The 14324-nt window shown below is 60.8% G+C and carries 10 protein-coding genes; all 10 read left to right on the top strand.

Going from position 1 to position 14324, the window contains the following annotated elements:
- The first annotated feature begins 187 nt into the window (after positions 1–187).
- The 10 genes from secE to PSV33_RS02220 all read left to right on the top strand — a co-directional run bounded on the left by secE (position 188) and on the right by PSV33_RS02220 (position 14289).
- On the top strand, positions 188–571 hold the full coding sequence (gene secE / locus PSV33_RS02265) for a preprotein translocase subunit SecE (protein ID WP_300519686.1): 384 nt from the start codon (positions 188–190) through the stop codon (positions 569–571).
- An 8-nt stretch (positions 572–579) separates the two neighbouring features.
- On the top strand, positions 580–1167 hold the full coding sequence (gene nusG, locus PSV33_RS02260) for a transcription termination/antitermination protein NusG (protein ID WP_240523332.1): 588 nt from the start codon (positions 580–582) through the stop codon (positions 1165–1167).
- Between the two features lie 162 nt (positions 1168–1329).
- Entirely contained in the window at positions 1330–1764 is a 435-nt protein-coding gene (gene rplK, locus PSV33_RS02255) for a 50S ribosomal protein L11 (RefSeq protein WP_096671323.1), read from the top strand.
- Positions 1761–2456, top strand: coding sequence for a 50S ribosomal protein L1 (gene rplA / locus PSV33_RS02250; RefSeq protein ID WP_293596409.1), 696 nt, complete (start codon positions 1761–1763; stop codon positions 2454–2456). The genes rplK and rplA overlap by 4 nt, the downstream gene beginning before the upstream one ends.
- A 263-nt stretch (positions 2457–2719) precedes the next feature.
- The gene (rplJ, locus tag PSV33_RS02245) at positions 2720–3259 is read left to right on the top strand and encodes a 50S ribosomal protein L10 (protein WP_293602759.1); all 540 of its coding nucleotides are present in this window, start codon (positions 2720–2722) and stop codon (positions 3257–3259) included.
- Positions 3260–3287: 28 nt separating this feature from the next.
- Positions 3288–3662, top strand: a complete 375-nt coding sequence (gene rplL, locus PSV33_RS02240; RefSeq protein WP_300558102.1) for a 50S ribosomal protein L7/L12 — start codon at positions 3288–3290, stop codon at positions 3660–3662.
- A gap of 335 nt (positions 3663–3997) precedes the next feature.
- Positions 3998–8110, top strand: coding sequence for a DNA-directed RNA polymerase subunit beta (gene rpoB / locus PSV33_RS02235; RefSeq protein WP_300558099.1), 4113 nt, complete (start codon positions 3998–4000; stop codon positions 8108–8110).
- Positions 8111–8138: 28 nt separating this feature from the next.
- Positions 8139–12350 carry a DNA-directed RNA polymerase subunit beta' gene (gene rpoC / locus PSV33_RS02230; RefSeq protein WP_300558096.1) on the top strand — a complete coding sequence of 1404 codons (4212 nt, stop codon included), beginning with the start codon at positions 8139–8141 and terminating at the stop codon, positions 12348–12350.
- Positions 12351–12551: 201 nt separating this feature from the next.
- Entirely contained in the window at positions 12552–13145 is a 594-nt protein-coding gene (locus PSV33_RS02225; protein WP_300558093.1) for a LemA family protein, read from the top strand.
- A gap of 148 nt (positions 13146–13293) precedes the next feature.
- The gene (locus PSV33_RS02220) at positions 13294–14289 is read left to right on the top strand and encodes a M48 family metalloprotease (protein ID WP_300558090.1); all 996 of its coding nucleotides are present in this window, start codon (positions 13294–13296) and stop codon (positions 14287–14289) included.
- Positions 14290–14324: the final 35 nt, after the last annotated feature.

The raw sequence follows: 14324 nt of genomic DNA, 5'->3' as shown, positions 1-14324 counted from the left end.
GCGTCGGTCTCCAAAACCGAAGGTTGTAGGTTCGATTCCTACTGCCCCTGCCACCGGGTTTCAAGGGTAGCCTGAAACCGAGGGTGGTGTGAAACGGAACTATGCAAGCCCGCCGGGAGTCTTTGGACCCCAGGTGGGCTTAAGCGTCTGAGAGGACGCGTGAAGAAGAACAGGAATTCAGGCGATCATGGCCACTTCTCAAGTCGAAACCGTCAGCACAACTGCTGACAAGGCCAAGCTGGCCCTTGCCCTGGCCTTGGCGCTGGGTGCGCTGGCGGGCTTTTACCTGCTCGCCAAGCAGGGCCCGATCGTCCAGTGGGGTGGCCTGATTGCTGGTCTGGTGGTGGCGGTGGTTGTGTTTCTGACCTCCGAGCCTGGCAAGCAGTTTGTGGCGTTCGGGCGTGATTCCTGGCGCGAAGTCAAAAAAGTGGTCTGGCCGGCCCGCAAGGAGGCCATGCAGATGACGGCTTACGTCTTTGCATTCGTGGTGGTCATGGCTCTGTTTCTGTGGCTCACCGACAAAACGCTCGAATGGGTGTTTTACGACCTGATACTGGGGTGGAAAAAATAATGAGCGATATGAACGGTGACGTGGTCAGCGAAGTGGCGGCTGGCGCATCCCTGCAGCCGACCCCCGGCATGCAGTGGTATGTCGTGCATGCTTACTCGGGCATGGAAAAAGCCGTTGAACGCAATATCGTCGAGCGCATCAACCGCGCCGGCATGCAGGCCAAGTTTGGCCGTTTTCTGGTGCCCACCGAAGAAGTGGTCGAGATCAAGAACGGCCAGAAGAAAACGACGGAACGCCGTTTCTTTCCGGGTTATGTGCTGGTCGAGATGGTCATGGACGACGAAACCTGGCACCTGGTGAAACACACCAACAAGGTCACGGGGTTTGTCGGCGGCGCCAAAAACCGGCCTGCGCCCATTTCCGAGGAAGACGTGCAGAAAATCGTTGACCAGATGCAGGTCGGCACCGAGAAGCCTCGGCACAAGGTCGAGTTTGAAACGGGTGAATATGTTCGGGTCAAGGACGGCCCCTTCACCGACTTCAACGGCACGGTCGAGGAAGTCAACTACGACAAGAACAAAGTGCGGGTGTCCGTCACGATTTTCGGCCGCGCTACGCCCGTCGAACTGGAATTCAGCCAGATCGAGAAAACCTGAGGGTCGCAAAACCTGGGTTTTTCGGCTGGCCGTCAGAAATTCGCGCCTTGCAACTCGGCGCGGAGGGTTCTTTCCGGAACCTGATTGAGTTGTGTAACCCCCGGGGAGCCCGGACCTGTCTTCTGACGGCGTCCAGGCGTTATGACCCGCAAGGAGAAAAGTATGGCGAAAAAAATCGTCGGCTTCATCAAGCTGCAAGTGCCAGCTGGTAAGGCCAACCCGTCCCCCCCGATTGGCCCGGCCCTGGGTCAGCGCGGTCTGAACATCATGGAGTTCTGCAAGGCGTTCAACGCCCAGACCCAGGGTGTTGAGCCTGGTCTGCCTCTGCCCGTGGTGATCACCGCGTACGCAGACAAGAGCTTCACTTTTGTCATCAAGACGCCTCCCGCAGGCGTGCTGATCAAGAAGGCCATCAAGCTGGACAAGGGTTCTGCCACGCCGCACACGGTGAAGGTGGGCAAGATATCCCGCGCTCAGCTGGAAGAAATTGCGAAAACCAAAATGAAAGACATGACGGCTGCTGACCTCGACGCTGCAGTTCGCACGATTGCTGGTACGGCCCGCTCCATGGGCGTGTCGGTGGAGGGTGTTGTATGAGCAAGATGACCAAACGTCAAAAAGCTGTTGGCGACAAGATCGACAGCAACAAACTTTACCCGGTGGCTGACGCTCTGGGTCTGGTCAAGGAATTTGCCGTCGCCAAGTTCGATGAATCCATCGACGTGGCGGTGCAGCTTGGTGTTGACGCCAAGAAATCCGACCAGGTCGTCCGCGGCGCTGTCGTGTTGCCCAACGGCACCGGCAAGACCAAGCGTGTGGCTGTGTTTGCACAAGGTGCCAAGGCCGAAGAAGCCAAGGCTGCCGGTGCTGACATCGTCGGCATGGATGATCTGGCTGCCGACATCAAGGCCGGCAAGATGGATTTCGACGTCGTGATCGCTTCGCCTGACGCCATGCGCGTGGTGGGTACCCTGGGCCAGATCCTCGGCCCACGTGGTTTGATGCCCAACCCGAAAGTTGGCACTGTGACGCCTGATGTGGCAACGGCCGTGAAAAACGCCAAAGCCGGCCAGGTCCAGTTCCGCGTCGACAAGGCCGGCATTGTGCACGGCACGATTGGCCGCCGTTCGTTTGATACTGACAAGCTGCAGGGCAATCTGGCTGCGCTGATCGATGCCCTGACCAAGGCCAAGCCTGCGTCAAGCAAAGGTGTGTATCTGAGGAAAGTCGCGGTTTCGTCGACGATGGGTGTGGGCGTTCGCGTCGACACGCAAACCATCGCAGCGTAATCGCAAAAATTTGAACAACCCGAATGGGCTGTTCAAAGTGGTGGGCTGCCGGGGTTTCGACTCTGGCAGGCCATCCAGGACCGTTGGTGCGACAGGCTGCAAAGCTCGCCGCTTAATCGTCGAAAGACAGCCAACGCAGATGGCGGTCCCGCTGCTTGAATGGTTTTGAAAAGAATCTGAAAAACAGTTGGTCGCTGAATATAGGCGTGTTGGCAGGATGGCGCGAAAGCAAGATCCGAAGACACATTATTAAGGAGTAGACCTTGAGTCTCAACCGCAGTGAGAAACAAGCCGTCATTGATGAAGTGACCGGCCTCGCCGCTAAAGCTCAAACGCTCGTGATGGCGGAATACCGTGGCATCACGGTCGCTGACATGACCAAGCTGCGCAGCCAAGCCCGCGACAAAGGCGTGAACCTGAGTGTGTTGAAAAACACCCTGGCTCGCCGTGCCGTGGCAGGCAGCGCGTTTGACGTCCTGTCCGACCAGATGACCGGTCCGCTGATCTATGGCTTTTCCACAGACGCTGTCGCTGCCGCCAAGGTGGTTGCCGACTTCGCAAAAACCAACGACAAGTTGGTGATTCGCGCAGGCGCCATGGCAGGAAAAGTCCTGGACGTGAACGGCGTGAAGCAGCTTGCAAGCATCCCTTCGAAAGAAGTGCTGCTCGCCCAGCTGTTGGGCCTGATGCAGTCCCCCATTTCGCGTACGGCACGAGTGCTGGCCGCGCTGGCGGAACAAAAAGGCGGCGGCAACGACGTGGTCGTAGCCGCAGAGCCCGCAGCAGAAGCTGCAGCGGCATAACCTGTACCAACTTTTTTAGGAAATCAAAATGGCATTCGACAAAGACGCATTTTTGACCGCGCTCGACAGCATGACGGTCCTCGAACTCAACGATCTGGTGAAAGCCATCGAAGAGAAATTTGGTGTGAGCGCTGCAGCGATGTCCGCTCCTGCTGCTGGCGGCGGCGGTGCTGCTGCAGTGGCAGAAGAGAAGACCGACTTCACGGTCATGCTGCTGGAAGCCGGCGCCAACAAGGTGCAGGTCATCAAGGCCGTGCGTGAAATCACCGGCCTGGGCCTGAAAGAAGCCAAGGATCTGGTTGACGGCGCACCGAAGGCTGTCAAGGAAGCTGCACCCAAGGCCGATGCCGAAGCTGCCAAGAAAAAGCTCGAAGACGCCGGCGCGAAAGTCGAACTCAAGTAATTCTTGTGTTTCGCGAAGGCTGGAAGACCGGGTTCGGCTTCCAGCCTTTCGTGCTTTCAAGGAGTGCTGTCAAAGCGCCGCGCAAGTGGCGCTTGCAGCCTTCCCGGAGCCACCGGCAAGCAGATTTGCAGAAAATCTTCTTGCCAGTGCTTCCTGACCCCGACTGCAGGAAACGCCTTGGTTCGGGCAACGTGCAATGCGTTGCCGTCCGCCATGGTTGGTAGTGGCCAACCACCAAGTCTGTTTGATTACGTGGTGTATTCATTCAAGACAGTCGCCAGAGCTTAACAAACCAGTCTCCATACTTGTTTGTGTCCCATTAAAGCGGAGAACTCATGGCCTATTCCTATACCGAACGCAAGCGAATTCGCAAAAGTTTCGGCAGCCGCGAGAGCGTGCTGAAAGTCCCTTACCTGTTGCAAATGCAGAAAGACGCCTACACGGCGTTCCTGCAAGCCGATCGCGCGCCGCAAAAGCGCCAGGTCGAAGGCCTGCAGGCTGCGTTTGAAAACGCCTTCCCCATCGTCTCGCACAACGGTTTTGTCGAGATGAAATTCCTCGAGTACAACCTGGCCAAGCCCGCTTTCGACGTGCGCGAGTGCCAGACCCGCGGCCTGACTTTTGCTTCGGCGGTGCGCGCCAAAGTCCAGTTGATCATTTATGACCGCGAGTCGTCGACGTCGCAGTCCAAGGTTGTCAAGGAAGTCAAGGAGCAGGAGGTCTACATGGGCGAAGTGCCGCTCATGACCGACAAAGGCTCGTTCGTCATCAATGGGACCGAACGTGTGATCGTGTCCCAGCTGCACCGTTCACCCGGCGTGTTTTTCGAGCATGACAAGGGCAAGACCCACAGCTCGGGCAAACTGCTGTTTTCGGCCCGCATCATCCCTTACCGCGGCTCATGGCTCGACTTCGAGTTTGACCCGAAGGACATCCTGTACTTCCGTGTGGACCGCCGCCGCAAGATGCCGGTCACCATCCTGCTCAAGGCCATTGGCCTGAACCCCGAGTCCATCCTCGCGAACTTCTTCGTGTTCGACAATTTCCGCCTGATGGACAGCGGCGCGCAAATGGAATTCGTCGCCGAGCGCATGCGCGGCGAGGTGGCCCGTTTCGACATCACCGACAAGAATGGCAAGGTCGTTGTTGCCAAGGACAAGCGCATTACCGTTCGCCATACGCGGGAGCTCGAGCAAAGCGGCACCTCCACCATCAGCGTTCCCGAAGACTTCCTGATCGGCCGTGTGGTCGCCAAGAACATCGTGGACGCCGAGACCGGCGAGATCATTGCCAAGGCCAACGACGAGTTGACCGACGTGCTGCTGAAGAAGCTGCGTGTTGCCGGTGTGCAGGACCTGCAGGTGCTGTACACCAACGAACTCGATCAGGGGGCTTACATTTCGCAGACCCTGCGCTCTGACGAAACCGTTGACGAGTTTGCTGCGCGTGTGGCCATCTACCGCATGATGCGTCCCGGCGAGCCGCCGACGGAAGACGCCGTGCAGGCCCTGTTCCAGCGCCTGTTCTACAACCCGGACACCTACGATCTGTCCAAGGTTGGCCGCATGAAGTTCAACGCCCGTGTGGGCCGCGACACCTCCACCGGTCCCATGGTCATGACCAACGAGGATATCCTCGCGGTCGTCAAGATCCTGGTGGACCTGCGCAACGGCAACGGCCAGGTCGACGATATCGATCACCTGGGCAACCGCCGCGTGCGTTGTGTCGGTGAACTGGCCGAGAACCAGTACCGCACCGGTCTGGCGCGGATTGAAAAAGCCGTGAAGGAACGTCTGGGCCAGGCCGAGCAGGAGCCTCTGATGCCGCACGACCTGATCAACAGCAAGCCGATCTCCGCCGCCCTGAAGGAATTCTTCGGCGCATCGCAGCTGTCCCAGTTCATGGACCAGACCAACCCGCTCGCCGAGATCACCCACAAGCGCCGTGTGTCGGCTCTTGGCCCCGGTGGCCTGACCCGCGAACGTGCCGGTTTTGAGGTGCGTGACGTGCACGTGACCCATTACGGTCGCGTCTGCCCGATCGAAACGCCTGAAGGCCCGAACATCGGCCTGATCAACTCGCTGGCACTGTACGCCCGCCTGAACGAATACGGCTTTATCGAAACGCCGTACCGCCGGGTGATCGACGGCAAGCTCACGGACCAGATTGATTACCTGTCTGCCATCGAAGAAGGCAAATACGTGATTGCCCAGGCCAATGCCCTGCTCGATGACGCCGGCAAACTGACGGGCGACCTCGTGTCGGCCCGTGAAAACGGCGAATCCGTGCTGGTCGGCGCAGAACGCATCCAGTACATGGACGTGTCCCCTGCGCAGATCGTGTCGGTTGCGGCTTCACTGGTTCCTTTCCTCGAGCACGACGATGCGAATCGCGCGCTGATGGGCGCCAACATGTCGCGTCAGGCGGTGCCTGTGCTGCGTCCGGAAAAGCCATTGGTCGGTACCGGCATCGAGCGTGTGGCGGCCATCGACTCGGGGACGGTTGTGACGGCCACCCGTGGCGGCGTGGTCGACTATGTCGATGCCACCCGCATCGTGGTGCGTGTCAATGATGCGGAAGCCCTGGCCGGTGAAGTGGGTGTGGACATCTACAACCTGATCAAGTACCAGCGTTCCAATCAGAACACCAACATCCACCAGCGTCCGATCGTCAAGATCGGCGACAAGCTGGCCAAGGGCGACGTGATTGCCGACGGCGCATCGACCGACCTGGGCGAGATCGCCATCGGCCAGAACATGCTGATCGCCTTCATGCCCTGGAACGGCTACAACTTCGAGGATTCGATCCTCATCTCGGAACGTATCGTTGCCGAAGACCGCTACACCTCGATCCACATCGAGGAGCTCGTGGTCATGGCACGCGATACGAAACTGGGTGCGGAAGAGATCACCCGCGACATCCCGAACCTGTCCGAGCAGCAACTCAACCGTCTTGACGAATCCGGCATCATTTATGTCGGCGCTGAAGTCCAGCCGGGTGACACGCTGGTTGGCAAGGTCACGCCCAAAGGCGAGACCACGCTGACTCCGGAAGAAAAGCTGCTGCGCGCCATCTTCGGCGAAAAAGCCAGCGATGTGAAAGACACCTCGCTGCGCGTGAGCCAGGGCTCGCAGGGTACCGTGATCGACGTGCAGGTCTTCACCCGTGAAGGCATCGTGCGCGACAAGCGCGCCCAGCAGATCATCGACGACGAGCTCAAGCGCTTCCGCCTGGACCTCAACGACCAGCTGCGTATCGTGGAGGCCGATGCGTTTGACCGCATCGAAAAGCTGCTGACCGGCAAGGTTGCCAACGGCGGCCCGAAGAAGCTGGCCAAAGGCACCAAGATCGACAAGGCCTACCTGACCGATGTCGAGAAATACCACTGGTTCGACATCCGTCCTGCGGATGACGAGGTCGCAGCCCAGCTCGAGAGCATCAAGAACTCGATGGAGCAGACCCGTCACAGCTTTGACCTGGCGTTTGAGGAAAAGCGCAAGAAGCTCACGCAGGGCGACGAGCTGCCGGCCGGCGTGCTGAAGATGGTCAAGGTCTACCTGGCCGTCAAGCGCCGCCTGCAACCCGGCGACAAGATGGCCGGCCGCCACGGCAACAAGGGTGTGGTGTCCAAGATCGTCCCGGTCGAAGACATGCCTTACATGGCCGACGGTACGCCGTGCGACATCGTGCTCAATCCGCTGGGCGTGCCTTCGCGGATGAACGTCGGCCAGGTGCTCGAAGTGCATCTGGGCTGGGCCGCCAAGGGGCTGGGCCAGCGTATCGGCGACATGCTGCAGGCCGAGGCCAAGGTGGCCGACCTGCGCAAGTTCATGGACACGCTGTACAACAAGTCGGGTCGTGCGGAAGACCTGTCCAAACTGTCGGACAGCGACATTCTGCAGATGGCCGGCAACCTGACGGGTGGCGTGCCTTTTGCCACACCGGTGTTCGATGGTGCCTCGGAAGCCGAGATCATGGGCATGCTGCAACTGGCTTACCCCGACGACATCGCCAAGGGCAAGGGGCTGACGGCCACACGCACCCAGGCGCAGCTGTATGACGGCCGCAACGGCGACCCGTTCGAGCGCACGACGACCGTCGGCTACATGCACTTCCTGAAACTTCACCACCTGGTGGACGACAAGATGCACGCACGTTCGACCGGCCCGTACTCGCTGGTCACGCAGCAGCCGCTGGGCGGCAAGGCGCAGTTCGGTGGACAGCGTTTCGGCGAGATGGAGGTCTGGGCGCTGGAAGCGTACGGCGCCGCCTACACGCTGCAGGAAATGCTGACCGTCAAGTCCGACGACGTGCAGGGCCGTACCAAGGTGTACGAGAGCATCGTCAAGGGCGAGCACGCGATCACGGCCGGCATGCCGGAGTCGTTCAACGTGCTGGTCAAGGAGATTCGTTCGCTCGGTATCGATATCGAGCTGGAACGCAGCTAACTCAACAGGAAAGAAAAGGATTTAACACATGAAATCATTACTCGACCTGTTCAAGCAATTCACGCCGGATGAGCATTTCGATGCCATCAAGATCGGCATGGCTTCGCCCGAGAAGATCCGTTCGTGGTCTTTCGGCGAAGTGAAAAAGCCTGAAACCATCAACTACCGCACCTTCAAGCCGGAGCGCGACGGCCTTTTTTGCGCCAAGATCTTTGGCCCGATCAAGGACTACGAATGCCTGTGCGGCAAGTACAAGCGCCTCAAGCACCGCGGTGTGATCTGCGAGAAGTGCGGCGTTGAAGTCACGCAGACCAAGGTCCGCCGCGAACGCATGGGTCACATCGACCTGGCTGCACCGTGCGCGCACATCTGGTTCCTGAAGTCGCTGCCGTCGCGTCTGGGCCTGGTGCTCGACATGACGCTGCGCGACATCGAACGCGTGCTGTATTTCGAAGCTTATGTGGTGACCGATCCCGGCATGACCCCGCTGAAGAAATTCAGCATCATGTCGGAAGACGACTACGACGCCAAGCGCAAGGAATACGGTGACGAATACACCGCCAAGATGGGCGCCGAAGGCATCAAGGACCTGCTCGAAGGACTGGACCTCGACGTCGAAATCGACAAGCTGCGCAATGACCTGACCGGTTCCGAAATCAAGATCAAGAAAAACGCCAAGCGTCTGAAATTGATGGAAGCGTTCAAGAAGTCCGGCATCAAGCCGGGCTGGATGGTGCTGGATGTGCTGCCCGTGCTGCCGCCGGACCTGCGTCCGCTGGTGCCGCTGGACGGCGGCCGCTTTGCGACCTCCGACCTGAACGACCTGTACCGCCGCGTCATCAACCGCAACAGCCGCCTGCGCCGTTTGCTGGAACTCAAAGCGCCCGAAATCATTGCCCGCAATGAAAAGCGCATGCTGCAGGAAGCGGTCGACTCGCTGCTCGACAACGGCCGTCGTGGCAAGGCCATGACAGGCGCCAACAAGCGCGCGCTCAAATCGCTGGCCGACATGATCAAGGGCAAGTCAGGCCGTTTCCGCCAGAACTTGCTGGGCAAGCGCGTCGACTATTCAGGCCGTTCGGTCATTACCGTAGGCCCAACGCTCAAGTTGCACCAGTGCGGTTTGCCCAAGCTGATGGCGCTGGAATTGTTCAAGCCTTTCATCTTCTCGCGCCTCGAAGCCATGGGCATCGCGACGACGATCAAGGCTGCCAAGAAGGAAGTCGAATCCGGCACGCCGGTGGTGTGGGACATCCTGGAAGAGGTCATCAAGGAACATCCGGTGATGCTCAACCGTGCGCCCACGCTGCACCGTCTGGGTATCCAGGCCTTTGAGCCCATCCTGATCGAAGGCAAGGCCATCCAGCTGCACCCGCTTGTCTGCTCGGCCTTCAACGCCGACTTCGACGGTGACCAGATGGCTGTGCACGTGCCGCTGTCCGTGGAAGCACAGATGGAAGCCCGCACCCTGATGCTGGCTTCGAACAACATCCTGTTCCCCGCCAGTGGCGAGCCGTCCATCGTTCCTTCACAGGACGTGGTGCTGGGTCTGTACTACACGACCCGCGACCGCACCAACGGCAAGGGCGAAGGCCTGGTGTTTTCCGACACCGGCGAAGTGCGCCGCGCCTTTGACGCGGGTGAACTCGACCTGAACGCCCGTATCAGCGTGCGCCTGACCGAGTACACCAAGAACAAGGAAACCGGCGAGTTCGTGCCATCGACCAAGCTGTGGGAAACCACCGGCGGCCGTGCACTGCTGTCCGAAATCCTGCCCAAGGGACTGCCTTTCTCCAACCTGAACAAGGCGCTGAAGAAGAAGGAAATCTCCAAGCTGATCAACGTGTCTTTCCGCAAGTGCGGACTCAAAGAGACCGTGGTGTTTGCCGACAAGCTGCTGCAGTCGGGCTTCCGCCTGGCGACCAAGGCCGGCATTTCCATCTGCATCGACGACATGCTGATCCCCAAGGAAAAGCCGAGCATCATTGCGCGTGCCCAGAAGGAAGTCAAAGAGATCGAGCAGCAGTATGTCTCGGGTCTGGTGACCTCCGGCGAGCGCTACAACAAGGTGGTGGATATCTGGGGCAAATCGGGCGACGAAGTCTCCAAGGTGATGATGGCCCAACTCTCGAAAGAGAAAGTCATTGACCGCCACGGCAAGGAAGTCGAGCAGGAGTCCTTCAACTCCATCTACATGATGGCCGACTCCGGCGCCCGCGGTTCCGCCGCGCAGATTCGACAGGTGGCCGGCATGCGCGGCTTGATGGCCAAGCCCGACGGCTCCATCATCGAAACGCCGATCACCGCCAACTTCCGTGAAGGCCTGAACGTGCTGGAGTACTTCATCTCCACCCACGGTGCCCGAAAAGGCCTGGCTGACACGGCGCTGAAAACCGCCAACTCCGGCTACCTGACACGGCGCCTCTGCGACGTGGTGCAGGATCTGGTGGTGACCGAGGACGACTGCGGCACGACCGACGGTTCGCTGATGCGCGCCATTGTCGAGGGCGGCGAGGTCATCGAATCGCTGCGCGACCGTATCCTCGGCCGCACCGCGGTCGAAGACATCCTGCACCCCGAGAACCGCGCGGTGCTGGCCAAGGCCGGCGTCATGCTGGACGAAGACCTGATCGACGAACTCGAAGCAGCCGGCGTGGACGAGGTCAAGGTGCGTACCGCGCTGACCTGCGAAACCCGCTTCGGCCTGTGCGCCAAGTGTTACGGTCGTGACCTGGGTCGCGGCGGCCTGATCAACATCGGCGAAGCGGTCGGCATCATTGCCGCGCAGTCGATCGGCGAGCCGGGCACGCAGCTGACCATGCGTACCTTCCACATCGGTGGTGCGGCTTCGCGTGCAGCGATTGCCTCCAGCGTCGAAGCCAAGTCCAACGGCGTGATCGGCTTCAACGCACCGATGCGTTATGTGACCAACACCAAGGGTGAGCTGGTCGTGATCGCACGTTCCGGCGAAATCGTGATTCACGACGAGCACGGCCGCGAGCGCGAGCGCCACAAGGTGCCTTACGGCGCGATCCTGTCCGTCAAGGCGGACCAGCAGATCAAGGCCGGCGCGATTCTGGCCAACTGGGACCCACTGACCCGCCCCATCATTACCGAGTTCGCCGGCAAGGTGGCCTTCGAGAATGTGGAAGAAGGCGTGACGGTGGCCAAGCAGCTCGACGAGGTGACCGGTCTGTCCACGCTGGTGGTGATCGATCCGAAACGCCGCGGCGCAACCAAGGTGATCCGCCCCCAGGTCAAGCTGATTGATGCGACTGGCAGCGAAGTCAAGATCCCCGGCACCGATCACTCGGTGACGATCGGCTTCCAGGTCGGTGCGCTGGTCCAGGTGCGTGACGGCCAGGACGTGGGCCCCGGCGAGGTGCTCGCGCGTATTCCGGTCGAAGGCCAGAAAACCCGCGACATCACCGGCGGTCTGCCGCGTGTGGCCGAGCTGTTCGAAGCCCGTACCCCGAAAGACAAGGGCACACTGGCCGAGATGACCGGTACCGTGTCCTTCGGCAAGGAGACCAAGGGCAAGGTTCGCCTGCAGATCACCGACCCCGAAGGCAAGGTCTGGGAAGACCTCGTGCCCAAAGAGAAGAACATTCTCGTGCACGAAGGCCAGGTCGTGAACAAGGGCGAGTCGATTGTCGACGGTCCTGCCGATCCGCAGGACATCCTGCGCCTGCTGGGCATGGAAGAGCTGGCACGCTACATTGTTGATGAAGTGCAGGACGTCTACCGCCTGCAGGGCGTGAAGATCAACGACAAGCACATCGAAGTGATTGTTCGCCAGATGCTGCGCCGTGTGGTGGTGGAGAACGTCGGCGAGTCCAGCTACATCGCTGGCGAGCAGGTCGAACGTTCGGTCATTCTGGATGCCAACGACGCCCTGCGCGCCGAAGGCAAGATCCCGGCGACCTTCAGCAACCTGTTGCTTGGTATCACCAAGGCCTCGCTGTCGACCGATTCGTTCATCTCTGCGGCTTCCTTCCAGGAAACCACCCGCGTGCTCACCGAGGCTGCCATCATGGGCAAGCGCGACGAGCTGCGGGGTCTGAAAGAGAACGTGATCGTCGGCCGCCTGATTCCCGCCGGTACCGGCATGGCCTACCACGAGGCACGCAAAGCCAAGGACCAGATGGACGACGCCGAGCGCCGTGCCATTGCCGAAGCGGAAGCGGCTGAACTCGAAGCCATGCCCGAGCAGACCAGCGAAGGTGCTGCCAGCGAGTAATTGCTGCTTTTTGACGCTATAAAAAGCGTAGCGCTTCGCGCCCTGTCAACAAGGGCCCGAGGCGCTTTTTCATTGGAGATCCGGGATTGACGTGCTGCAGCGCCGGGCGGATGTGCCTGCAGGCTGTACAGCGGCCCGGCTTGTCGGCTAAAGTCGCCCGTGCCGGTTCGCGGCTGTTGCTGTTGATAGAAAGAAGGCCTCATGTCCACCACATCCCTGGTTTCGATTGTTGTGCTCGCCTTGCTGCTGTTCTGGGCTGTCGGGGCTTACAACCGGCTGGTGCGCCTGAAAAACATCATCGCCAACGCCTTTGGGCAGATTGATGTGCAGCTCAAGCGCCGTTACGACCTGATCCCCAACCTGGTGGAGGCTGCCAAAAAATACCTGCTGCACGAGCGTGAGACGCTCGAAGCCGTGATCTCGGCGCGCAACCAGGCGCGTTCGGCCAGCGATGCTGCGCGCAGCCGCCCCACCCACGCGCCGGAGGTGCTGGCTTTGGCCGCTGCTGAACAGGCGCTGAGCGGCAGCCTGGGCCGCCTGTTCGCCCTGGCCGAGGCCTACCCCGAGCTCAAAGCCGACAGCACCATCCGCGAGCTCAGTGAGGAGCTGACCAGCACCGAAAACAAGGTGGCGTTCGCGCGGCAGGCCTACAACGATGCGGTGCTCGACTACAACAATGCGCAGGCCCAATTTCCGGCATTGCTGATCGCTCGCCTGTTTGGTTTTGCGGCGTCGGCCATGCTCAGGGCCACCGAGACGCCCGCCGAGCGTGATGCGGTGCGCATCAAGATGTGAACATGGCCCCCACGCTTGTCGCTTCGCGTGCCTTCGGCGGTGCGCTGCCCCTGTCACGAGGAAGAGGGGCTCATTTTTCCAGGGGCGGCCCGTCGAAAAATGGCTTGTCAGCTCTGAGTGCCGGCCGGCAGATATAAGTCATCTTCACATGCGGTTTTTTGAGCACCAGGAGCGGGCCCGCGGCGAAACCCGGCAACTGCTGTTGCTGTTCGCCGCGACCGTGGCCGCCCTGGTGCTGGCCGTGAACGCCGCGCTCGCTCTGACCTGGCATCTGTTGGCGCCGGGCGCGACCGGTTACCCGGCGTATTTTTTCAGCGTCAATACCGGCATGACGCTGTTCTTTGTGCTCGGCGGCTGGTGGCTGGAGACCTCCAGCCTGGAGGGCGGCGGCGAGAAACTGGCGCGACGCGTGGGTGCCCGTGAAGCCTGGCCCGCCAGCCGGCTCGATGAACAGAAGCTTTGCAACATTGCGTCCGAACTCGCCATTGCCGCCAGCATGCGTGTGCCGCAGGTCATGGTGCTGGAGCGCCAGAGCAGCATCAACGCCTTTGCCGCCGGCTGGGACGAGGACGACGCGGTCATCGCCGTCACGCGCGGCGCGCTCGACGGTTTGAACCGCGACGAACTGCAGGGACTGGTGGCCCATGAGCTGAGCCATATCCGCGAAGGCGATACCCGGCTCAACATGCGCCTGGCCGGCATGGTGTTCGGCCTGGAGCTGATCTTCAACCTCGGCGCCCGCATGTGTGAACCCGACGAGAATGGGCGCCGCTCGGTGCTGGCGCTGCCGGGCCTGGCCATCCTGGCAGCAGGTTTTTTCGGCTGGCTGGCGGGCCGTGCCCTCAAGGCGGCGGTGTCGCGCCAGCGCGAGTTTCTGGCTGATGCGCGTGCGGTGCAGTTCACGCGCAGCCGCGATGGATTGGGGGGTGTACTGCGCAAGGTGGCCAGCCAGCAGGGCGCGGGCGGCACCGCGTTTTTTCATCCGGCGGTGCAGCACATGCTGCTGGTCGGCCATCAGGCCCGGGCGCACTGGCTGGACTCGCACCCGCCGCTGGCCGAGCGTATCCGCCGGATCTACGGCCGCGCCATGCCGGGGCTGGCCGACGACGAGCCCGCACCGACCCGTCCCGACCCCCTGTTCTGAGCCCCTGTTCTGAGCCCCGTAACCAGACGGGAGGT

The organism is Polaromonas sp., assembly GCF_029945895.1.
Classification (GTDB): domain Bacteria; phylum Pseudomonadota; class Gammaproteobacteria; order Burkholderiales; family Burkholderiaceae_C; genus Polaromonas.
This window is presented reverse-complemented; position numbering and strand designations above follow the sequence as displayed.

Coding starts and splice junctions, on each gene's coding strand:
- secE (WP_300519686.1), top strand. CDS start 188: ATGGCCACTTCTCAAGTCGAAACCGTCAGCACAACTGCTGACAAGGCC.
- nusG (WP_240523332.1), top strand. CDS start 580: ATGAACGGTGACGTGGTCAGCGAAGTGGCGGCTGGCGCATCCCTGCAG.
- rplK (WP_096671323.1), top strand. CDS start 1,330: ATGGCGAAAAAAATCGTCGGCTTCATCAAGCTGCAAGTGCCAGCTGGT.
- rplA (WP_293596409.1), top strand. CDS start 1,761: ATGAGCAAGATGACCAAACGTCAAAAAGCTGTTGGCGACAAGATCGAC.
- rplL (WP_300558102.1), top strand. CDS start 3,288: ATGGCATTCGACAAAGACGCATTTTTGACCGCGCTCGACAGCATGACG.
- rpoB (WP_300558099.1), top strand. CDS start 3,998: ATGGCCTATTCCTATACCGAACGCAAGCGAATTCGCAAAAGTTTCGGC.
- rpoC (WP_300558096.1), top strand. CDS start 8,139: ATGAAATCATTACTCGACCTGTTCAAGCAATTCACGCCGGATGAGCAT.
- PSV33_RS02225 (WP_300558093.1), top strand. CDS start 12,552: ATGTCCACCACATCCCTGGTTTCGATTGTTGTGCTCGCCTTGCTGCTG.
- PSV33_RS02220 (WP_300558090.1), top strand. CDS start 13,294: ATGCGGTTTTTTGAGCACCAGGAGCGGGCCCGCGGCGAAACCCGGCAA.